18 protein-coding genes, 1 pseudogene and 1 riboswitch are annotated in these 20,808 nt (G+C 64.5%); of the genes and pseudogenes, 11 read left to right on the top strand and 8 right to left on the bottom strand.

All coding sequences use genetic code 11. From position 1 onward, the window contains the following. Positions 1-286: 286 nt before the first annotated feature. Positions 287-727 (bottom strand): hypothetical protein, encoded by a 441-nt coding sequence (locus ASG77_RS10785; RefSeq protein ID WP_056344986.1) that lies wholly within the window; start codon positions 725-727, stop codon positions 287-289. A 481-nt stretch (positions 728-1,208) separates the two neighbouring features. Between ASG77_RS10785 and ASG77_RS10780 the strand changes: the two genes are divergently transcribed. Beyond that, positions 1,209-2,378, top strand: a complete 1,170-nt coding sequence (locus tag ASG77_RS10780; protein WP_235564450.1) for an acyltransferase family protein — start codon at positions 1,209-1,211, stop codon at positions 2,376-2,378. A gap of 108 nt (positions 2,379-2,486) precedes the next feature. After that, on the top strand, positions 2,487-3,284 hold the full coding sequence (locus ASG77_RS10775) for an SGNH/GDSL hydrolase family protein (protein ID WP_056344980.1): 798 nt from the start codon (positions 2,487-2,489) through the stop codon (positions 3,282-3,284). Between the two features lie 43 nt (positions 3,285-3,327). On the opposite strand, the gene ASG77_RS10770 is transcribed toward ASG77_RS10775, so the two are convergent. After that, positions 3,328-3,792, bottom strand: a complete 465-nt coding sequence (locus ASG77_RS10770; RefSeq protein ID WP_056345240.1) for an Lrp/AsnC family transcriptional regulator — start codon at positions 3,790-3,792, stop codon at positions 3,328-3,330. Between the two features lie 159 nt (positions 3,793-3,951). Here ASG77_RS10770 and ASG77_RS10765 point away from each other — a divergent pair, with 159 nt between their 5' ends. From ASG77_RS10765 to ASG77_RS10755, 3 genes are read left to right on the top strand one after another with little or no spacing between them, the layout of a single operon-like run. Continuing rightward, positions 3,952-5,169, top strand: a complete 1,218-nt coding sequence (locus ASG77_RS10765; protein ID WP_056344977.1) for a thiamine pyrophosphate-dependent dehydrogenase E1 component subunit alpha — start codon at positions 3,952-3,954, stop codon at positions 5,167-5,169. Beyond that, positions 5,166-6,278 carry an alpha-ketoacid dehydrogenase subunit beta gene (locus ASG77_RS10760; protein WP_056344975.1) on the top strand — a complete coding sequence of 371 codons (1,113 nt, stop codon included), beginning with the start codon at positions 5,166-5,168 and terminating at the stop codon, positions 6,276-6,278. The genes ASG77_RS10765 and ASG77_RS10760 overlap by 4 nt, the downstream gene beginning before the upstream one ends. 2 nt (positions 6,279-6,280) lie before the next feature. Further along, the gene (locus tag ASG77_RS10755) at positions 6,281-7,684 is read left to right on the top strand and encodes a dihydrolipoamide acetyltransferase family protein (protein ID WP_056344972.1); all 1,404 of its coding nucleotides are present in this window, start codon (positions 6,281-6,283) and stop codon (positions 7,682-7,684) included. Between the two features lie 14 nt (positions 7,685-7,698). Here the strand turns inward: ASG77_RS10755 and ASG77_RS10750 are convergent, their stop codons facing one another. The 6 genes from ASG77_RS10750 to pxpA all read right to left on the bottom strand — a co-directional run bounded on the left by ASG77_RS10750 (position 7,699) and on the right by pxpA (position 13,381). Continuing rightward, positions 7,699-9,048 carry a purine-cytosine permease family protein gene (locus ASG77_RS10750; protein ID WP_056344969.1) on the bottom strand — a complete coding sequence of 450 codons (1,350 nt, stop codon included), beginning with the start codon at positions 9,046-9,048 and terminating at the stop codon, positions 7,699-7,701. Between the two features lie 73 nt (positions 9,049-9,121). Continuing rightward, complete coding sequence (locus ASG77_RS10745; protein ID WP_056344967.1) at positions 9,122-10,090, bottom strand: biotin-dependent carboxyltransferase family protein; 969 nt, start codon at positions 10,088-10,090, stop codon at positions 9,122-9,124. Then, the gene (locus ASG77_RS10740; protein WP_056344964.1) at positions 10,080-10,994 is read right to left on the bottom strand and encodes a 5-oxoprolinase subunit B family protein; all 915 of its coding nucleotides are present in this window, start codon (positions 10,992-10,994) and stop codon (positions 10,080-10,082) included. The genes ASG77_RS10745 and ASG77_RS10740 overlap by 11 nt, the downstream gene beginning before the upstream one ends. After that, positions 10,991-12,346 carry an acetyl-CoA carboxylase biotin carboxylase subunit gene (locus tag ASG77_RS10735; protein ID WP_056344960.1) on the bottom strand — a complete coding sequence of 452 codons (1,356 nt, stop codon included), beginning with the start codon at positions 12,344-12,346 and terminating at the stop codon, positions 10,991-10,993. The genes ASG77_RS10740 and ASG77_RS10735 overlap by 4 nt, the downstream gene beginning before the upstream one ends. Next, the gene (locus ASG77_RS10730; protein WP_056344957.1) at positions 12,343-12,588 is read right to left on the bottom strand and encodes an acetyl-CoA carboxylase; all 246 of its coding nucleotides are present in this window, start codon (positions 12,586-12,588) and stop codon (positions 12,343-12,345) included. Before ASG77_RS10730 ends, ASG77_RS10735 begins: the two co-directional genes overlap by 4 nt. 43 nt (positions 12,589-12,631) lie before the next feature. Beyond that, complete coding sequence (gene pxpA / locus ASG77_RS10725) at positions 12,632-13,381, bottom strand: 5-oxoprolinase subunit PxpA (protein ID WP_056344953.1); 750 nt, start codon at positions 13,379-13,381, stop codon at positions 12,632-12,634. Positions 13,382-13,505: 124 nt separating this feature from the next. Between pxpA and ASG77_RS10720 the strand changes: the two genes are divergently transcribed. The 6 genes and pseudogenes from ASG77_RS10720 to ASG77_RS10695 all read left to right on the top strand — a co-directional run bounded on the left by ASG77_RS10720 (position 13,506) and on the right by ASG77_RS10695 (position 20,727). After that, positions 13,506-14,990, top strand: coding sequence for a helix-turn-helix domain-containing protein (locus tag ASG77_RS10720; protein WP_082575945.1), 1,485 nt, complete (start codon positions 13,506-13,508; stop codon positions 14,988-14,990). 256 nt (positions 14,991-15,246) lie between these two features. Next, a pseudogene (locus ASG77_RS21280) lies at positions 15,247-15,668 on the top strand (2-oxo acid dehydrogenase subunit E2); the annotation flags it as partial. A 206-nt stretch (positions 15,669-15,874) separates the two neighbouring features. Beyond that, complete coding sequence (locus ASG77_RS21830) at positions 15,875-16,894, top strand: hypothetical protein (protein WP_156380247.1); 1,020 nt, start codon at positions 15,875-15,877, stop codon at positions 16,892-16,894. Beyond that, complete coding sequence (locus ASG77_RS10705) at positions 16,881-18,362, top strand: hypothetical protein (protein ID WP_162254928.1); 1,482 nt, start codon at positions 16,881-16,883, stop codon at positions 18,360-18,362. The genes ASG77_RS21830 and ASG77_RS10705 overlap by 14 nt, the downstream gene beginning before the upstream one ends. Before the next feature lie 201 nt (positions 18,363-18,563). Further along, positions 18,564-18,638: riboswitch (cyclic di-GMP riboswitch) on the top strand. Between the two features lie 22 nt (positions 18,639-18,660). Beyond that, positions 18,661-19,044, top strand: coding sequence for a hypothetical protein (locus ASG77_RS10700; RefSeq protein ID WP_056344939.1), 384 nt, complete (start codon positions 18,661-18,663; stop codon positions 19,042-19,044). 99 nt (positions 19,045-19,143) lie between these two features. After that, the gene (locus tag ASG77_RS10695; protein ID WP_162254927.1) at positions 19,144-20,727 is read left to right on the top strand and encodes a signal peptidase I; all 1,584 of its coding nucleotides are present in this window, start codon (positions 19,144-19,146) and stop codon (positions 20,725-20,727) included. The last annotated feature ends 81 nt before the right edge of the window (positions 20,728-20,808 follow it).

Raw genomic sequence — 20,808 nt, 5'->3', positions numbered from 1 at the left:
TACGGCGCGTCGACCGTGGTGGCGCGATCCGTGAGGTCCAGCCACAACGACATCTCGGCTGAGGTGGCCATGCTGCCGGGCACGCCAACGCCAGTTCTATCAGTCCGTTGCCGTCGATGCCGGCGGTGGGCACGGACGGCCATCCGGTAGGTGAAGTCCAGGTCGTTGCCGTTTTTGAAGCGGAGCTGTGCTTCCTGCAGTTCGCTTTCCTTTCAGCCGTCGCGCAGATTGACGTATGTTGACGCGGAGTCGTCCAGGACCTCCACGGGTTTACCAACGGACTGCATTACGGCTTCGATCTCGGAGCCATCACCAGGGCCGTTGTGGCCTCATCGCCGGTGGTGCCGGTAGTTCCGGGCGTGCCGGTTGTGGCGGGTGCGTCAAGGGCGGCTTGGTACGTGGTGAACGTGCACTGCAGGCTCGAGTGCCCGTAATTGGTCATGCCGTCCTTGACAGTTTCCTTGGACCACCCCGCGGGCTCTTTGATGGACCATGCGGGCGCTCTACTGAAACCGGAGTCGTCGAACAGGTAAACGGCGCCTCCGGTACCGACCATGGGCGCCGCCGCGGCGGTCTCTTCCGGCACTGCGGATCCACTGACGTTGGGGGACGGAACGGCGTCGGGCTCTTTGCTGCCGCCCGCGAGGCCGTTGAACGCCATCACGCCTGCAACGGCGATGACCGCCGCCACGCCCACGCCGCCGGCCACCCAGCCCCAGGCGGGCATTCTATTCTTCGGCAGCGCCTGAGTGAAGGCGGGTGCCTGGACCTACTGCTGGCCGGGTGCGCTGTAATATTTCTGGCCCTGCTGCTGGGCGTAGGGCGGGAGCTTAGGCCGGGACTGCGGAGGCGGCCAGCTCTGGGCCGCGGCCTGGCACGGTGCCGGCGGAATCGGCGGATACTGCGGGCCGTCTCAAGGCTGCGGTTCCTGGTTGTTGGGCTGCTGCGGCCATCCGGGCTGCTGGTTGTTGTTCACTTGTTCCCAAATAATCGACGCGAAAATTCAGGCACTGTCTTGTCTTAATCGCGGCGCAGGCCGCGATGGGGAGCTGTGCCCATCAGCCGCAGAGGGCGTAGTGGCGCGGTTTGTTCCCGCCGCACCCAGCTGGCGCCCAGCCTGCGGTCAGCTGGGCATATGGAACCTTATCTATGCTCGTTGGGTGATTTTTCGGCCAAGTACGCGACACCTGACCATGGGGGAACGCCCATTGGCGCCCGAAACCGGGCTGATGTCCGGGCGGCAGCACGCACTCGACGGGTTGCGCACCGTCGCGGTGGCTGGCGTTTTCCTCTTCCACACCGTCACCGGGTTCGCCCCCGGTGGATCAATTGGCGTGGACGTTTTCTTCACGCTCAGCGGCTTCGTCATCACGCTCCTGATCATGAAGGAGTACCGCTCTACAGGCCAGCTGCGCGTGGGAGTTTTCTACGCCAAACGGCTCGCCCGGCTATGGCCGGCGCTGCTGGTTCTTTGTGCTGTGGTGGTTGTGGTCGGACTGGTCTTCCCGTCGTCGGGGTGGGGCGGCCAGGCGGCCGATGCCATTCCGGCGGCCGGCTATGTGATGAACCTGTCCAACTTCGGAGCCTTCGGTTCATCCACCGGCGGCGGCGCGCTGAGCCCGACGTGGACGCTCGCCGTTGAGGAGCAGTTCTACCTGGTCTGGCCGGTACTCCTTCTGGTGATGCTGCGGTTCTGGAAGGTCCGCACCGTCGCCGGGATCACCGCCGTCCTGGCGGCGGCGTTCCTGGTTTCACGGTCCTTCCTGGTCTCCGGCGGGGCATCGCTGGCCCGGATTTACAACGGGCCGGACACACGGGCCGACGAGTTGCTGCTGGGCTGCGCCGTGGCCCTGGTGCTGTGCTCCATCAGCCCGGGCTCGCGTCTCCACGGCTCGCTGCAGGCCGGGGTACGCCGCGGCGGTCCGTTCGCGGGGCTTGCCCTGGTGCTGGCCGTGTTCCTGCTCAAGGAGCCCACCACACCCGGCGCCTGGTTCGATATCTTCTGGACCGTTGGCCCCACTGCCCTGGCACTGCTGGCCGGGCTGGTCATCGGCTGGCTGGTCCTGCTGCCCGACGGCCTCATCTCAAAGATCCTGGGCCACCGCTGGCTGTCCCGCCCGGGCCGGGACCTGTCCTATGGCATGTACCTCTGGCACCTGCCGGTCTTTATTCTGCTGATTCCTCTGGTCCCGTCGCTCGCCATCCGCGTACCGCTGACGGCAGCCCTGACCGTGCTGATGGCGTACGGGTCCTTCCGCTTTGTGGAGCGGCCTATCCGCCGCTGGGCCTCCAGAAGGTTGGAGCCCGACGTCGTCCGTCCCGTCCCGGAGCCCGCGCCGGTTATGGAGCGGGAACTTGAGCCCGCCGGCCGGAGTTAGGCACTTTGGTGACCAGGCCGTCGTCGACCTCTTACCTGACCGTGCTGAATTTCTCCGCGACGACGCCGGTAAGATGTGCCGGGTGACGAGAAACGGTGGGGACCCAACATGACCAAGCAGGACTGGATCAAGTATGGTGCACTTTTTCTGCTGGCCGTGGTTGCCGTCTGGGTGGCAGGAATCGCCCTGACGAATCCGCGCGGCCCGGGCGAAGCCGTCAGCCCTGTGACGGCAAGCTCTCCTGTGGCCACGCCCGCTGCCACAGCGTCCCCGACGCCCACCGCCACCGCAACGGCCCAACAGCTGAAAATCCAGCTTCCCGCCCAGCCCGTCCTCCTTATTCTTGGCGATTCGTACACTGCCGGTGACGGCGCGGTTCGGCCAGACCAGGGGTGGGCGTACCTTGTTGCTGGCTCGCTCGGATACCCCACCAACATCGACGGTGTGGGCGGAACCGGCTTCGCGTGGGGCGGTGGTCCGCAGGACAACCAGGCCCGTGAGTACGAAGTCCGGTTGCGGGAAGCCGCCGAGGATCCTCGCTTCGTACCCAACGTCCTCATACTGCAGGGCGGCCAGAACGACGCCCTGGTCACCAGCCCTGATGAAATCCAAACCGCCACGGCGCAGACAATCGAGGCGGCCCGCACGTTGTGGCCCGGCGTCCAGGTCATTGTTCTTGGGCCCTCGGCCCCCCAGCCGTTAGCGGAGGAACTGCAAGGTGTGAACAGCGCCGTCCGCGCCGGGGCCGCAGCCGCTGGTGCTCCGTTCATCGACGCCTACGAGGCCGGCTGGTTCACGGCTGCCAACAGCCCGGGATTCGACTTTGACGGTGCGCACCCGAACACCGCCGGCCACGCGCATCTTGCCGAGAAGTTCCTGGAGTCCTGGGCCACGCTGATTCAGTGAGCCGCCTCCTAGGGACGCGGCGATGCCTCTTGGGCACCATCTACTAGCGCGTATCAACATCCTCAAACACCAGAAAAGTCTGTGTGTCCTGGACGCCCGGCATGGCCTGCAGCTGGTCGAAAATCACGCGCCGCAGGTCGGTGTTGTCGATGGCGCGCACCAGCAGGATCACATCAAAATCTCCTCCCACGAGGGCGATGTGATGGACCTCCGGGATCGCGCGCAGCTGCTCGCGCAGCTCACGCCACGAATGCTGGCTCACCTTCAACGTCACGTAGGCGGAGGACTTGAGGCCGGCCTTGATGGGGTCCACCAAGGCCGTGAATTTGGTCAGGACGCCCTCGCCGGTCAGCCTGGCGATGCGGGTGTATGCGTGGGCCCGGGAGATGTGGACGTTCTCGGCCACCTGCGTCACGGACATCCTCCCGTCCCGGGTGAGTTCGGCGATGATCCGGCGGTCGACGTCGTCCAGCGGCACCTCCCCGGAATCTCCTTCAAGTCGTGCCAATTCGTCCACCGCTCCCGCTCGTTGTCCAGATCACATTTCAATTCGTCTTCCAGAGTAGGTCCATCTGGCGGAACCTTCCACGATTTGGCGAACTACTGGATACGAAACTTCCTCGAGGGCCATACTGGAACCGACTAGTGGCTACAGAAGGACGGACCAATGACGATCTCCGCGGACCACCCTGCGCCGGACCAGGCCCAGCGTTTGCCGGCTGAAGATGCAGTATCCGAAGCGGTGCGGAAGTTCGGCATCACGGTGGAGGACTACATGCTGCCCGCCCGGCACCAGATCCAGATGGTGGACCCGGACGGACGGCTCAGAGCAGAAAGTGAGCAGGGCACAGAACCCGGCCACGAGTACCCCCTGCCCGCCGATGAGGAACTGCTGGCCGCTTACGAGCAGCTCGTCGTCGGACGCCGTGTCAACGACCAGAACTCGGCGCTGGTCCGCCAGGGCCGCATGGCCGTGTACCCGTCCAGCCACGGCCAGGAAGCCTGCCAGGTGGCGGCCGCACTGTGTCTCTCCGAGGGCGACTGGCTGTTCCCCACCTACCGGGACGCCGTGGCGGTCATGGCCCGGGGAGTTGACCCCGTGGAGACCATGACCATCTTCCGGGGTGACTGGCACAGCGGCTACGATCCGTCCAGGCACAAGGTGGGCATCCAGTGCACGCCGCTCACCACCCAGCTGCTCCATGGCGTGGGTGTGGCGCACGCGGCAAAGCTCCGCGGCGAGGACACCGTAGTCCTGGCGATGTGCGGGGACGGCGCCACCAGCGAGGGTGACTTCCATGAGGCCCTGAACTTCGCCGCCGTCTTCCACCTGCCGGTGGTCTTCTTCGTCCAGAACAACAAGTACGCCATCTCGGTTCCGCTGGCGCACCAGTCCGTGGCGCCGTCGCTCGCCCACAAGGCAGTGGGCTACGGCATGGCCGGCGAACGGGTGGACGGCAACGACGTGGTGGCCCTCCTCGCCGTGCTGGACCGCGCCGTGAAGCTCGCACGGGAAGGTTCCGGGCCGCTCCTCGTGGAGGCACACACGTACCGGATGCAGGCACACACCAACGCCGATGATGCCACCCGCTACCGGCAGGACAGCGAGGTGGCCGAGTGGCTGGCCAAGGATCCCATCAGCAGGATGAAGACGTACCTCACCGGGCGGGGACTGCTGGACGACGACGGCGCCGCGCGGATCGCTGCTCACGCTGAGGACGTTGCCACTCAACTTCGCGAGGGGTTGGGCGAGGACGTCCCGGTGGACCCCCAGGAACTCTTCCGATACGTGTTCTCGGTGCCCACACCACAGCTGAAGGAACAGTCAGCCATGCTGGCCGACGAACTTGCCCGCGAAGCGTCGTCTGAGGAGTCGCCGAAATGAGTCCGACCATCACCACCTCGTCAGAAGCGAACGGCAACGTCAGCGCAGCCACTGCCCGGGCGGCGGCGTCCGCCGCTTCTGTGGCTGAAGCTTCCGGGCCGCAGCCGATCACCATGGCCAAGGCCCTCAACACGGCATTGGCGGACGCGATGCACGCCGACCCGTCCGTCCTGGTCTTCGGCGAGGACGTGGGTCTCCTCGGCGGGGTCTTCCGCATCACGGACGGTCTCACCAGGACCTTCGGGGAGCAGCGCTGCTTCGATACGCCGCTGGCAGAGTCCGGCATTGTGGGCATGGCCGTGGGGATGGCCATGAACGGGATGCGGCCGGTGGTGGAGATGCAGTTCGATGCGTTTGCGTATCCGGCATTCCAGCAGATCGTCAGCCACGTGGCCAAGATGCACAACCGCACCAGGGGCACCGTGAAGCTGCCCATGGTGATCCGGGTTCCTTACGCCGGCGGCATCGGGGGAGTGGAGCACCACTGCGACTCCTCCGAGTCCTACTACGCCCACACCGCGGGCCTGAAGGTGTTCACCCCCGCCACCGTGGCCGACTCGTACCGGATGCTCCGCGAAGCCATTGATTCGGACGACCCCGTCATGTTTATGGAGCCCAAGAAGCTCTACTGGTCCAAGGACCTGGTGGACCTTTCGGGACTGCGGGAGGAGCACGTTTCCAACGCGGAAGCCGGGGTGTCCTCGGAAGGCCGGGCCGCCGTCGCCCGTTCCGGGACTGACGCGACGCTCATCGCCTACGGACCGTCCGTGCCCACGGCGCTGGCGGCCGCCGCTGCAGCTGCGGAGGAGGGGCGCTCGCTGGAAGTCATCGACGTCCGCTCCATCGTTCCCTTCGACGATGAGACCGTGTGCGCCTCCGTCCGGAAGACCGGCCGGGCCGTGGTGATCGCGGAAGCGCACGGGTTCGCGTCCGTCTCCTCCGAGATCGTGGCGCGGGTCCAGGAACGCTGCTTCCACTACCTCGCCGCGCCCATCCGCCGCGTGACGGGGTTCGATGTCCCGTACCCCGCACCGAAGCTCGAGCACTACTACCTGCCCGGCGTGGACCGCATCCTCGACGCCGTAGACGACCTCCAGTGGGAGAACTGACCATGAGTGAACCGAAAGTATTCCTGCTCCCTGACCTGGGCGAAGGCCTGACCGAAGCCGAACTGGTCAACTGGCTCGTGTCCGTGGGCGATGAGATCCGCGTGGACCAGCCCATCGCCGAAGTGGAGACGGCCAAGTCCATGGTGGAAGTCCCGTCGCCGTACGCCGGCACTGTCACGGTGCTCCACGGCGAGCCCGGCCAGACCCTGGATGTGGGCAAGCCGCTCATCTCGGTGCTTCCGGTTGGCTCGGTGGTCGAGCCTGTCGAAACCAAGCCTGCTGAAACCGTCGCTGCTGAGGCCTACCGTGAGGAGGAGAAGGCTGGTTCCGGAAACGTGCTGATCGGCTACGGGACTCCCGGCGGCGGTGGCGCTGCCCGTCGAACCAGGGCTCCCCGCTCGGTGGTCAGTCCGGTGGTTGAGCCCGTCGAAACCCCCGACGTCGACCTCTCGCTTCTCCGCACGCGCGTGCCGGGCAAGCTCGGCGCCGTCATTTCACCGCTCGTCCGGCGCATGGCCCGGGAACACGGCGTGGACCTGGGCAACATTCACGGGTCTGGGGACAGTGGGCTGATTATGCGCCGGGACGTTGAAGCGATCATCAGCGCTCCTGTGGCTGAGGTTTCGACAGGCTCTACCACCGAACGCCCGGTGGTTGAGCCCGTCGTAACCCAGGGGGCTGTCGATTCCCGCACAGGTCTGGGCATCTCCTCCCGGACACCCGTCAAAGGTGTCCGGAAAGTCGTGTCCGCCAACATGTCCCGCAGTCGTGCGGAGATCCCTGAGGCCACCGTCTGGGTGGACGTGGACGCCACGGCGCTGGTGGAACTCCGGGCAGGCCTCAAGAGGTCCGATCCGCACAATACGCCGGGCCTCCTTGCTTTCATCGCACGTTTTGTCACAGCCGGGTTAAAACGATTCCCGGACCTGAACACCCGCATCGAAACTGCTGCCGACGGCGCCCAGGAGATCGTTGGCTTCGCCGGAATCAACCTGGGCTTCGCTGCCCAGACGGACCGCGGACTGATGGTCCCCTCGATCCGCAACGCGGACAAACTCAGTGCCCGCGAACTGGACACGGAGATCCGCCGGCTCACCGCCGTCGCGCGCGAGGGCAAGGCGACGCCGGAGCAGCTGGGCAGCGGTACTTTCACGCTGAACAACTACGGCGTTTTCGGGGTGGACGGTTCTGCAGCCATCATCAACCACCCCGAGGTGGCCATCCTCGGGGTGGGACGCATCATCGACAAGCCATGGGTGGTGGACGGGGAACTTACGGTCCGCAAGGTCACCGAACTGACGCTCACGTTCGATCACCGCGTGTGCGACGGCGGCACGGCAGCCGGGTTCCTGCGGTTCGTAGCTGACGCGATCGAGAACCCGGCGTCGGTGCTGGCTGATATCTGAGATCGCGCCGGTGGCTAATCAGTGATGGCTGGATCCAGTTCCTCTTCTTTAGCATCGAGGGTCTGCGAGGCGTCAATGAACTGCGGCGGGGAGAGCTTGTAGGCGCCGTAGTACAGGGCGGCCGCGAGGACCATGGTGATCAGGGGTGTCAGCTGGGAGATGACGGGGACGGCCGTCTGTTCCGTGAGGGCAATGCCGATGGCCGATGCCAGCACCCAGGCGATGGCCCCAGGGCTGACGGCCTTCAACTTTGCCGGCCGGATGTCCGGGACGAGGTGAGGCTTCTTCCAGTTCAGTGCGATGTAGACCAGCGCGATGGCAACCCAGGCGGTGACGAAGACGCCCTGCCAGGCCAGCGCCTTGAGCAGGTAGCTGAGGACATCGGTGAGCATAAGCAGGAACGCCAAGGCGCCGCAGACAATGACCCAGATGTAACGGGGCAGATTGAGCCGGAACACTCTGCTGGCAAACGCGGACAGGTTTTCAGACGCCAGGAAGTAGTTGGCTGTATTGATACGTGTCTGGGAGATGAGGATGACCAGCACGCCGCCGAAACCCAGTGAGGAGATGAAAGCCTGAACCACCCCCGTTTCGGAGGCTTCCAGTCCCCACGCACTCATGATGTAAATGCCGATCAGTCCGTTCAGGCCGAAGGTGAAGGCGTAAAAGACCCAGCCAAAGGTCACCGACCCGAGGAATTTCTTGTCCTCGGCCCGGCCGAGGCGCGCGTAGTCGAAGGTGTACATCATCATGATGTAGACGCCCATATAGATCAGATACGAGGTCAGCCAGCCGGGCAGTGTTGACGCGGCGGCCGCCTGGCCGATCCAGTCCGTCGGCACTCCTCTGATAAGCGTGGCGGCGACCACCACGGCCACGAGGCCCGCAATGTAGAACGGGAGCAGGAAACCGTTGAGTTTGTCCAGCCAGTTCTGCACGCCGCCCATGGCCAGGGGAACGGCGTAGAGGACGACGACGGCATACCACACCACCATGCTCCCGCCGAAGAACTCGTGGAAGGCCACCGCAATGATCGACCCTTCAAAAACGGCGTAATAGATGGCCGTGGCCGCGAAGATCAGCGAGGCAAGTGCGGAACCGACCAGTCCGAAGAGTGTGCGGGAGAACAGGCTCACGGTGAGCCCGGTTCTTGCGGCGTACCGTGAGAGCACCAGGTTGATGACGCCGTAGGTTGCGACGGTCAGCACCATGCCGATCACGGTGTTGACGACGCCGACGGCGCCGGCGGAGGCGACGGCAATATAGATCCAGAACATGGCGGAGAACAGCGCCCACCAGGCCATGGTCAGCGACCATTTCCCGGCCCGTTTAGTGGCGGGTAGGACGTAATTTGAGTACGACAAAGGAACACCCCTTAGGTGATTTCAAAAAAAACTAACAAACAGAACCAGCGGCGGGCGCCGCCGGCAAATTGCCCTATTTACCCCAGAGCCGGCTGCGGACGGCCTTGAGCTCGGCTCGCGCGCTGAGTGCTTCGTCCATGGTTACCGCCAGGAATCGGGTTTTTGTTCCGGGGGCGTTACGCGCCAGCAGATCCATGTCCGCGCTGATGACTGTTGCAACCATGGCGTAGCCGCCACCTGAGACTGCGTCCCGGTGCAGGGCAATGGGTTCTTTGCCGCCGGGAATCTGGATGGAGCCCACTGCGTACCCTGCATCGACGATGTTGGAGGGGTCGGACCCCGCGCCGAAGGGTTGTTGGCGCGGTTTCCATTCGATGGCGGGTCCCGCGTAGCGCAGGCCCGTCCTGTCGGCCACGGGTGTGAGGGTCCAGGTGGAGGAGAGCAGCGTGTCGAGCCCGGCCTCGGTGAGGCGGTGGTCGTAGAGGCCGCAGACCACACGGATGTCCTGGTCGCGGGTGAAGATGGGCCGCATCGCTGTGTCGATGCCGTCCAGCCCCGCGGTGGCGGTGGCTGGCGCCTGACCCACGGGAACGATGTCGCCGGCCTCAAGCTTGCGGCCCTTGAACCCGCCCAGCGACCCCAGGGAGTACGTCGAGCGGCTTCCCAGCACGAGCGGGACATCGATGCCGCCGCGCACGGCGATGTAGAACCGGGTCCCACTCTGCAGGAAGCCGAACGAAACCTCGTCTCCCGCGGCCAGCTCGAGCCTGGTCCACTGTTCCCTGTTCTCGCCGTTGACCTTGACATCCACAGGTGCACCACTGATGGCGATGACGGCGGCCTCCGTGGTCCGGAAGCGGGGCCCGAGGTAGGTGCATTCGAGGACCGCCTCCGCGGCAGTGTTGCCCACCACGGCGTTGGCCAGCTCGGCGGACCACTGGTCCATCGAACCGCCCTGGGGAATGCCGACGTTGTAGTAGCCAAGCCGGCCAAGGTCCTGGACCGTGGTGGAGAGTCCGGGTTCCAAAATTTCAAACGACATTGAGGTGCTCCAGAATCTCTTGGTTGTACCGGTGGGGATCTTCGAGCGCTTCGGCCAGGTCAAAGGTCACGGGGGCCTGCCGGTAGACGAAGGTGCCGTCCTCGACCTGCCGTTGGATCCGCTCATATTCGTCCTGGTTAACGGGCCGGAACGTGACGATGTCGCCGGGCTTGAAGAAGATCATGAAGTCCTTGAAGTCCTCAAGCCGCTGCGCGGGGTCGAAGATGGGCGCGGCGGCGACTCCGAACATCTGGTAGCCGCCCGCTCCCCGGACCGAGTAGATGCACGCGAAACAGCCGCCGTGTCCCACCGTCAAGGGTGGTGTGTCCGTCCGTGGGCTCAGGTACTTGGGGACTTCCAGCTGCTCCTCCCGGGGAACCATCTGGAACATGAAGGGCAGGCCCGCCACGAAGCCGACCATGGAGACCAGCCAGGGGCTGCCGTGATGGCGGCTGATGAATTCCGCCGCGGATGCCAGCCCGTTGCTCTCGGCGGCAAAGTCGAGATCGGTGCCATCGGGCTTCTGGTGTCCGCTGCGGAACCGTGCCCCCGTCTCGCGGGTGAAAGGATCGTCGTACCAAACGGGAATCTCCACGATGCGGGTGTCCAAGGTCTGGTGTTCTGCGGCGTCGACCTCCGTTTCGATGGCCCGGGCCGCGGCTTCGAGTTCCGCCGGGTCAAGGACGTCCGGATCGAAGCGGATGAGCAGGGAGGCGTTGGCCGGGCATACGTCGGTGATTCCGGGCAGCGCCCGGGCCGAGAGCGAGCTGGCCATGGAGTTGGCCTTGAAGTTCGCGGCCAGGCTCATCGATTCGTCGATCTCGATGAACAGAAATTCATCGCCGCCCCAGGTGTAGCGGGCCGTTCCTTTCAGGCGCTCGCTCTCGGCGCTGTGCGCACTCATGCTGGAAGTCCAAGCAGTTCGGGCGCGGTTTCGATGAACTTGGAATGGTGTTCGACGGCGCGCAGCTCGGGCCGCTGGCTCAGGACCTTGAGCAACGGAATCGTCGTTGTGACGCCCTCGACCGTGATCTCATCGAGGGCCCGCCCCGAACGGACGATGGCCTGGTCGCGGGTCTCGTCCCAGACGATCAGCTTGGCCAGAAGCGAGTCGTAGAAGGGCGCCACGGTGGAGCCGCTGACAAAACCGGAGTCAACGCGGATGCCCGGGCCGCCGGGCCAATCGAGGCGCTTGATCACCCCGGGGCTCGGCATGAAGCCGTTGGCCGGGTCCTCGGCGTTGATGCGGAATTCGAAGGCATGGCCACGGAAGACGATGTCTTCCTGCTGCAGCCTCAGTTCCGCGCCGTCGGCCACCAGTAGCTGTTCCCGGACCAGGTCCAGGCCGGTGATCATTTCGGTCACGGGATGCTCCACCTGAAGACGGGTGTTCATCTCGATAAACGCAACCTCGTGGTTGCGCGGGTCGTAGAGGAATTCGACGGTGCCTAGCCCGGAGTATGCGCACTTCTGGGCAAGGTGCACGGAGGACTCCAGCATCTGCCGGCGCACCTCCTCGGGGAGGTCCGGGGCTGGCGCCTCCTCCATGATTTTCTGCTGCCTGCGTTGCATGGAGCAGTCCCGGTCGCCCAGATGGATGACATTGTGGCCGTCGCCCAGAATCTGGACCTCAACATGCCGGGCACGTTCAACAAAGCGTTCCAGGTAAACCGCGGAGCTGCCGAACGCGGCGGCCGCCTCGGCCTGGGCCACCTCGACCGTGGCGAGCAGATCCTCTTCGGATACGACGAGGCGGATGCCGCGCCCGCCACCGCCGGCGGCGGCCTTGACCACCAGCGGATAGCCGATGTCCCGGGCGATCGCCACAATGTCTGCGCCCTCGGGGACTGCGCCGTCGGTACCGCGAAGTGTCGGGACGCCGGCATCCATGGCCGCCTGCCGGGCACGGGCCTTGTCACCCATAAGTTCGATCGATTCCGGGTCCGGACCCACCCAGATCAGCCCGGCGTCGCGCACTACGCGGGCGAAGTCCGCATTCTCGGAGAGGAAACCATAGCCGGGGTGGACGGCGTCGCAGCCGTGGTCGAGGGCCGCCTTGAGCACTGCTTCGTGGTCGAGGTAGCTGCGGCTCGCTGGCGCCGGGCCGACGACGGCGCATTCGTCGGCGAGTTCTGCAGCGAAGGAATGGGCGTCGGGTTCGCTTGCGACGACGACGGTGCCGATGCCCAGTTCGCGTGCCGTGCGGATGATGCGGACGGCGATTTCGCCGCGATTGGCAATAAGGAGTTTTTTCATGGTCCCACCTCGATGACGGCGATGACATCGCCGGGATTGACGGCACCGAAATCTTCGACCTCGAAGCTGGTCAGGGTCCCGCCCACGTCGGAGCGGATTTCACTGAACTGCTTCATGATCTCGATGACGCCGATGGTCTGGCCGGATTCGACGCGGTCGCCTTCGGTAACGTAGGCGTCTTTGCCGGGGCCGGGCTTCCGGTAGAACAGGCCGGGGAGCGGGGAAACGATGTTGTGGGACACAGGGGACCTTTCAGTGTGGTTTTGTATGTGCTGCGGGACCCGGTTAGGTTCCGGCGGCGGCCTGCCGGACGGCCGTGGCTACAGCCGGCGAATTCGGGGCATCGGAGTGCACGCAAATGCTCTGGAAATCAATGGTGAGCAGGGTGCCGTCGGAGGCTTCGACAACGCCGTCGCTGAGCACCCTGCGAACGCGTTCCGCGGCCGCGGAGGGGTCGGTGGGTTCGGGGCGGCGCTGGATCAGGAGTTCCCCCGCGGGGCCGTAGTTCAGGTCCACGTACAGTTCACCAACGAAGGGGACGTCCATCTCCTGGCAAACACTTTGATGGGCGGTTCCAGCCAACCCGTAGACGGGCACCTGGTAGAGCTTGGCGACGCGGGCTGCACCCCGCATCAGCTCGGGGTCACGGGCCAGCATTCCGTAGAGGGATCCGTGGGGTTTGATGTGGTTCAGTTCCATTCCCGCTTTGTGCAGGAAGCCGGTCAGTGCGCCCACCTGGTAGAGAATAAGTGACTCGACTTCCGCCGGTGTCAGTTTCATTTCCCTGCGGCCAAAGCCAATGATGTCCGGCAGCCCCGGATGGGCGCCGACCTTCACCCCGTGTTCCTTAGCGGCTTGCACTGTGGCGTCCATGGTGTCCGGGTCTCCGGAGTGGAAACCGCACGCAACGTTTGCGACGTCGATGATCTGCATCAGCTCCAGATCGTTCCCGAAGGTGTGCAGCCCCAAAGCCTCGCCCATGTCCGAGTTGATTTCAATTCCGGCTGTGATGCCGTTCACATTCTCTTGTCGCATGTGTGAAACCCTACTGAGGCTCCGGTTCGCATCCCAGTGGGCATTTGCCCACTGAATGGGTGTCTAATTGTCGTAGTTGCACACGGGGGAATTTGGTCCAGACCTGACCGTCCAGAGGGAGAGCATGAAAGTCGCCGATTTGCTGGCCGAGGATACTTTGCAGTTGCGTTTGCACACGCCCTCTTCGCGGCAACGATTGGCCCGGTCCATCAGCTTCTGCGCCCAGGCAGAGTTCCTGGACCCAACGCCATTTCTCGGCGCCGGCTGCCTCGTGATCACCAATGGCATCGGATTCAACTTTTCGGACGACCAGATCTGGGATGCCTACGCCGAGCGGCTCGCGGACGTTCCGGTGGCCGCCATCGCGTTCGGCACCGGCGCCGCCCACCGGCTGATCCCGCCGGGCCTGATCAGGGCGGCCACGAAGCATAACGTCCCACTCCTGGAGGTCCCGCATGTTGTGCCTGCGCTCCAGGTTCAGCGTTTCGTCACCAGCGTCCTGGAGGCCGAACGCTTCGCACTGACCAAGCAGTCGTGGGCACTGGCCGACCGCTGCGCAAGAATCGCCGGAACCGGGGGCGCCCTGCGCGGGTTGCTGGCCGAGATTGCCGGGGCCGCAAAAAGCCAGGTCGCGGTCTTCGACGCCATCGGTGACGTGGTGGCCTTTTGGCCGAAGGGATCGGGCTGGACGCATGAGGACCTGAGCCGGGCCGCTGCGGGTACCGAGGCTTCGTCCTTCGAACTGCCGATGGGTGGGACGGAGATTTTTCATCTGGTGGCCCGCGGAGGGCTCTCCCGCGAGCCCCTGGCGACGCTGCTCGGTCCAGCCTCATCCATCCTCGCCGTCCAACTCAACAACGTACTCAAGGCCCCGGGGCAAAAAGCGGCAAGAATGGCGGCATTGCTGCAACAGTTCGGCGACTGGGAGGGAGTCGCCACCGACGAACTCACCCGAACCTTCCGGGCGGCGGGGCTCGATCCCCAGGCTGCGACGTATCTTGTGGTGGCCCGCCCGGATCCTGACGATTCAACCCATCCATGGAAGATTCGCCTGGCGGTCCAGGAACTGTTCCACCGAGTCCAGATCCACTCCTCGCAAGGCAACCTCTTCGCCTTTGCCCAATCCAGTACCGCCACGGGGGAGCCCCCGGAGTCGATCACAGAGCAGTTGCTGGAATCCTGCCGCCAGATGGCCGCGGGTGTGCCGATCGTCATCAGGGGGCCGGCGGAGAGCGTGGACGAATTGCGGCTGGGCGTCGCGGACGCCCGGCACAAGGTCCTGCACGTTTCGGAGCCGGTAATCCCGGCACCGCTCGATATCCAGTCCCTGATCGCCGCCACAGCCGGCGGCGGCGCCCGTGCGGCCGCCCACAAGCTGTTGGCTCCAGTGGTCGCATACGACCGCGACCACAACAGCGCGCTCCTGCAGACCCTGAGAAGCTACCTGGAACATAACGCGCAGCCGTCCGACACATCCCGGGACCTCTATATCCACCGCAACACGCTGAGCAAGCGCCTGCGGCTGCTCTCGGAGTTGCTGCGGCTGCCCCTGGACACCCTGGACGGACAGGCAACCTGCCTGATGGCCCTGAGAATCACGGACCTCTAGGCCAAGACCCCGGCCTGCACTGCAAAGCAACTGCCGGGCTGAACAAGGGCGAAGCCGTGATTCCTGACTCCGCGGGAAGGTCCGCCTCTCTTAGAACGTGGCGCGGCGATTTGATCCCGCTGCATCCAGCCGGCTTATCGACTTGGATTAAGTGCATTTTCGGTCAAGTACGAGACACCCGACAATGATGAAACGCCCGACGGCGCTATTCGCAGGGGCTCCTCGCGTTCATCGCCCGTTGTCCCCGCCGGGTGCCGGCATCAACCTGGGCTTCGCTGCCCAGACGGACCGCGGACTGATGGTCCCCTCGATCCGCAACGCGGACAAACTCAGCGCCCGCGAACTGGACGCGGAGATCCGCCGGCTCACCGCCGTCGTGCGCGAGGGCAAGGCGACGCCGGAGCAACTGGCCAGCGGCACCTTCACGCTGAACAACTACGGCGTCTTCGGGGTGGACGGCTCGCGGCCATCATCAACCACCCCGAGGTGGCGATCCTGGGCGTCGGGCGCATCATCGACAAGCCGTGGGTCGTGGACGGGGAACTCGCGGTCCGCAAGGTCACCGAACTGACGCTCACGTTCGATCACCGCGTCTGCGACGGCGGCACGGCAGCCGGGTTCCTCAGGTTTGTAGCGGACGCAATCGAGAACCCGGCGTCGGTGCTGGCTGATATCTGAGCACCTGTCCAGCCCCGACGGATGGCGTTGCCATAAAGGCCGGCGTACGCACCGCGATGTAGGTTTGAGCAATGAGACTGCGGGGGTTGCTTGAAACAGGAAGAACAACGTCGGCCGGGACGCGGATCTTCACAAATCGGGTGGCCCAGGCAGAGGCACTGACGGCAAGCCGGCGTGCTGTATGTGAGGTTGCGAAAGAACCCGGCTTGGTCACGGATTTTTCGCGGCCCCGGAAAAACGTCCTGTCGTTTTACGGACAGAGCGGGATCGGCAAGAGTGCGCTCTCCCGCCATCTGGATGACCTCGTCAGATCCGGCGACACTACGGAACCCACATCCCCGATTACTTACCGGCACGACTTTGCGAAATCAGGCGACCGTGACTTTGAAACACTTCTGATTGCGATCCGGGCACGCCTGGCGGACAAAAGGGTGCCGGCGCCCGCCTTTGATCTTGCATTTTCCCTGTACTGGAGCATGGCCCATCCAGGAGAGGCCTTGCGCGAATATCTGCAGGGAAGCGGTGCCGGCGGGGCGGCGTCGGGCGCTGCTGACCTCGGCAGCGTGATGACAGACGCCCTCTCAGACCTGGCAGACGCTGTCCTCGGAGCCTCCAGCTTTGGCGTCGTCGGCGGCGCCACCCGTCTCACAACTCATGCAGTACGCGCCATTGCCCGCAGTGCATCACAGAAGAAACTCCTGCGCGATTGCCCTTACCTGGATGCTGCCATGGACGAGGACGACCTCGTTGAGCTGCTCGCATTTCTGCCCCATTTCCTGGCCTGGGACCTGAGTCAACAGCAAAGCCGGCAACCCGATGAGGGCGGAAGGCGCCGGCCGCTCGAATACATCATCTTCTTTGACACATGGGAAGACGTCCAAGCCCACAGCGGCCATGAGGGTTCCCTGGAAGATTTTCTCTGTCGGCTGATGTATCTGATGCCAAATTGCCTTTTCGTTGTCACAGGCCGCGAACGGCTCCGGTGGGCCGATCCGCATAGCGCAGGGCAGTTCCTGAGGAACGGCCCTGACAACTGGCCGGGATTGGTGTCAGCCACGGAGGAGCCGCGCCAGCATATGCTGGGCCGGCTCACCGACGACGATTCGCGAAGGCTCCTGCACACGGCGTGGCCCGGAAAGCCGCCCTCCGGAAGACGTCCTCACGATGATCGTGGACAAGGGCAGTGGATACCCGGCATACCTCAACTGCGCAGTGGATCTGTGTAACATCCGGCAGCAACGGAACCTGCCGCTCAGTGAGGATGACCTTGCCGGCGGCTTCCCGGAACTGTTTACCAGGACAATGCGAGGGCTTTCGCCAGTGGAGCAGAACCTTCTTCAGGCTGCGGCACTCGTTCCCGCCTTTAATATCCTCCTGCTGGAGGATCTCGTTCCGCAGGCCCTCCCGACCGAGCTGAAGAAGTTTGTTGAACGCCATTTTGTCGAAGAGAACGACTCCCCGTGGCTCGATCTCAGAATTACCGAGGGAGTGCGTCACCTGGTGGCCTCGAGCGTCGAACAGGGCGCTGCCTGGACCGCTGGCCAGCAAGTATCGCTGCTCACGAAGGCAGCTCGCTGGGTGAGCGCAAATTCCGGTTCCGGGCAGACGGATGTCCTGGGGCGCGCCCGCGTGTTCCAGGCCGTGCGTTTTTTGGAGGAAGTCTCGATCCTCGGTGCCGCTGTACCGCAGGCCGCGGTTCCCTTGGTCTTTGCAGCCAACAGCGCGGGATATGGCCGGCAGCTTGCGATGGAAGCGGGCCGGGCCACACGCCATGCTGGCTTCTCCGGTCTCGTGTACTCAGTGTGCCGGCTGGAGGGTGACATCCCCGAAAATCTGCAGGAACGCGACCCTTCCTCGGACGAAGCCTCCGGCTGGATGACCGATCTGGCGCGCGTGGCTGCCGGCAGGCGCCTACTCCTGCGCGGTGAGATCAGGGAATGCCTGAACGTTCTCGCGATCGGGCAGACCAGCGATGAGCCCGAAATCCGCCGCCGAAGGAGGAAACTTGAAGTGCTAGCGGCTCTTCGGAGTGGGAAGCTCGAAACCGCCCGGCGCGACCTGGAAGAGATCGCAGTGGACTGGTGCTCTACGGATGAGCAGGCCGATCTCCTCGGCCACCTCTGGTTTTGGAATGGCAGCTTCATGCGCGCCCGAATGTCATTTGCTCTGGCCACCCAATATTCCCGGGAACATGGCCGGCACTTGGAACTCGCCCGCGGCCTGCGCCATCTGGCACGGGTGGAGGAAATCATTGGCACGAGTAACTGCCAGGACACATTGGAGGAGGCGAGGGAGCTAAACGCCGCACTGGATTCCTCCATCGGCATTGCCCAGGTGGAATCCATCGATGCCCTCGCGGCGGCCCGCCAAGGAGATTCTCAGCGCGCCCACGGACTCCTTCGGTCCTCGCTGGAACGGATGCAGGAACAGTCCGCAATACATGATGTGCATGAACTGTGCGTCATCGGGGCCTTGGCCTGTCTGCGGCTCGATGAGGCGGCCAAGCTAGGGTTCTGGTCAACCGTCCTGGGTGCCAGTCCTGCAGGGGCGGAGTCGAAGCGGCTTTCCGCGGTGGTCCTGGCGTTCCTGGGGGAGGGCGCGGGCGAGGATCCTGCTACGGGACGGGACAGTTGCGAGTTCGCCAGCCTAGGGGAAGCCAGGGCCGCGTGGAGGCACGTGGCTGGGCTCCGGTGAGATGCTCGCGGATGGCCCCGGCCTCTCTTTGACGCAGGTTTTCCGCCTCAGACGCAGGTTTTCCGCGATAACTCCAACGAATGGATAGAAGGGCCCAAGGTTCCCGCAGGACCGTCCAAGGAACGGGAATGGTGGTTTTTTGCTTGCTACCTTCGTTTTATCGGTGCTAGACAAACCGCAATGTCCTTCTTCACAACGGTTCACTGATAAAGGCAAACCCGGTGGAATCCGGGGACGCAAAGCCACGGGACCAGTTAGGTCAGCCGGGCCACCCCTAAACCGAAAGAGAAACATCACCATGCGCAAATCCGCAAAGATCATCACCGCTCTGTCCGTCGCCGGCCTCGCCGTAGCCGCGGGTTCCGCTTTCACCAACAGCAACACGTTTGCTTCGGGTGCCACCAAGCCACTCACCGGTTACGCCACCACCACCGTCAGCGGCGCCACGGTGAACTCGCTCCAGTACAACCTCAATGCAGTGGGCGACAGCATCGATTCAGCCACGCTGGTCCTGGCCGGTGACACCAGCACTTCTACCGTCAAGATGAACTACAACGGCGGCACGTCATTTGCATGTGGTACCGGAACGGTAAGCGGAACCACTACGATCATCACTACCTACACCTGCACGCAGACCCAGTCCACCAGCGGCCTGACCTCTACGGGCGTCGTCGTCAACTAGCAGCATCCTGCGGGCTGAGGCCGGCCAGACACCCTGGGGGGGATTCTGGCCGGCCCGGCCCGCTGTTTCTTTTCAGGCCGGATAAGGATGAGGAAAACAGTGCGGCGAGCTTTCTGGGTCAGGGCAGTGGTGATCGCCGCGTTCGCCGGCTGGCTTTGGCTGGCATGGCCTGCGGAACTGGGTGGCCAGACTACTTATCTCAGCACCTTCGGCGACAGCATGGAGCCGCAGTTCCATGCCGGCGATCTCGGGATCCTTCGTCCTGCAGAGCGCTATGACGTCGGTGATGTGGTGGCCTACAGAAGTGATTTGCTCCAAACCATGGTTTTGCACCGCATTGTTTCCATAGCGGATGGCCACTACACCTTCCAAGGTGACAACAATTCCTGGCTAGATCCGGAGCAGCTAACCAGAGACCAGCTTATCGGTGAACTCGCCGTACAGATCCCGCAAGGCGGGTTGTGGCTCGAACGCCTCACCAGCCCGCCCGTCCTCGGCCTCATAGCTTTCGCTCTTATCGCCGGGGGCGGCACGGCCGCCACCACCCGGAAATTACGCAAGAACAGGAGAAGCACCGTGTCCCGCCACATCAGCGACCGCCCCGCCAGAAGCCTTTCGTCAGCAGTCCTTTCCGTCGGCAGCCTGCCCGCTTCGCTTCGGGCCCCGGCGGCCCTTACGGGCATCGTGGCGATCCTGGCCGTGGGCCTCGGCGTTGCATCCTGGGCCGGACCCCTCGACGCGCTGTCGTCCGCCGAGGTGAAGAGCGGCACCAGCATGAAGTTCGCCTACACCGCAGACGTCGGCCGGACCGCCGCCTACGACGGCACCACTGCCACCTCCCCGGACCCGATTTTCCGCAAACTGGCCAACCGTGTTGACGTCACCTTCACCTATGAAGGCGACCCGGGAACAGTCGCTGTTGCGGCGGAACTGACCAGCCCCAGCGGCTGGCACTCGACGGTGCCGCTGGCCGGCCCGGAGTCATTCACCGGCAACAGCTACGAAGGCACCGTCACACTGGACCTCAACGCCCTCGAAGACAAGGCCGAGGCGGCTGCTGCCGTCACCGGGGTCAGCGCCGCCCCCGTCTCCATCGCCCTCATGCCGCAGGTGACCACTGCGTCCGGGGCTGAGTTCAAGCCCAAACTACCCTTGAACCTGACCCCGATTCAGCTTTCCCTGACAGGCGGGGAGCAGGCCCTCACCGTGACCGACAGCGCCACCAGCCAGCAGACCGTCCTGGCGCCCAGGACCATTGGATTCAACGGCTGGAACATCACCGCCGCCACCGCCCGCGCCGTGTCCGGCGTGCTGCTGCTTGCCGTCATCGTTGCCGGGACTGTGCTGCTGGTACTGGGACGCCGCACTGCGGCGCTGGATGAAGCCGCGGGCATCCGGCGCCGTTACTCGTCCCTTCTGGTCCGGGTGCATCCCATGACTGCGCCCCAGGGGCGGCCGGTCATCGACGTGACGAGTTTCGCAACGCTCGCAAAGCTGGCCGAACGCTACGGACTCCTGGTCCTGCACTGGAACCGCAGCGGCGTGGAAACCTTTATTGTGCAGGACGAAAGCACCACCTACCGTTACCGGGCCGCCGGAGGCCGGGCCGCCGGTGCCGAATCCGATCTGGCAGGGGACGAGACCTTCTTCATGGAGGCTGCCAGCCAGGAACGGAATACCTAGCCAGGTACGCAGCGGGGCCTGCCCGGAGGTTGCCGGCGCCCCCGTCTGGTTTGCCGAAACCTCGTGGAACCCTGTGCCGGG

Origin of the sequence: Arthrobacter sp. Soil762, assembly GCF_001428335.1 — a bacterium.
Classification (GTDB): Bacteria; Actinomycetota; Actinomycetes; order Actinomycetales; family Micrococcaceae; genus Arthrobacter.
Note: the sequence above shows the minus strand (reverse complement) of the source record. Positions and strands in the feature narration are given on the sequence as shown.

What these genes read in the sequence shown, in the direction of transcription:
- ASG77_RS10720 (WP_082575945.1), top strand. Translation starts at nt 13,506, where the DNA reads ATGAAAGTCGCCGATTTGCTGGCCGAGGATACTTTGCAGTTGCGTTTG.
- ASG77_RS10735 (WP_056344960.1), bottom strand. Translation starts at nt 12,346, where the DNA reads ATGAAAAAACTCCTTATTGCCAATCGCGGCGAAATCGCCGTCCGCATC.
- ASG77_RS10700 (WP_056344939.1), top strand. Translation starts at nt 18,661, where the DNA reads ATGCGCAAATCCGCAAAGATCATCACCGCTCTGTCCGTCGCCGGCCTC.
- ASG77_RS10760 (WP_056344975.1), top strand. Translation starts at nt 5,166, where the DNA reads ATGAGTCCGACCATCACCACCTCGTCAGAAGCGAACGGCAACGTCAGC.
- ASG77_RS10775 (WP_056344980.1), top strand. Translation starts at nt 2,487, where the DNA reads ATGACCAAGCAGGACTGGATCAAGTATGGTGCACTTTTTCTGCTGGCC.
- ASG77_RS10785 (WP_056344986.1), bottom strand. Translation starts at nt 727, where the DNA reads ATGCCCGCCTGGGGCTGGGTGGCCGGCGGCGTGGGCGTGGCGGCGGTC.
- ASG77_RS10740 (WP_056344964.1), bottom strand. Translation starts at nt 10,994, where the DNA reads ATGAGTGCGCACAGCGCCGAGAGCGAGCGCCTGAAAGGAACGGCCCGC.
- ASG77_RS10765 (WP_056344977.1), top strand. Translation starts at nt 3,952, where the DNA reads ATGACGATCTCCGCGGACCACCCTGCGCCGGACCAGGCCCAGCGTTTG.
- ASG77_RS10755 (WP_056344972.1), top strand. Translation starts at nt 6,281, where the DNA reads ATGAGTGAACCGAAAGTATTCCTGCTCCCTGACCTGGGCGAAGGCCTG.
- pxpA (WP_056344953.1), bottom strand. Translation starts at nt 13,381, where the DNA reads ATGCGACAAGAGAATGTGAACGGCATCACAGCCGGAATTGAAATCAAC.
- ASG77_RS10745 (WP_056344967.1), bottom strand. Translation starts at nt 10,090, where the DNA reads ATGTCGTTTGAAATTTTGGAACCCGGACTCTCCACCACGGTCCAGGAC.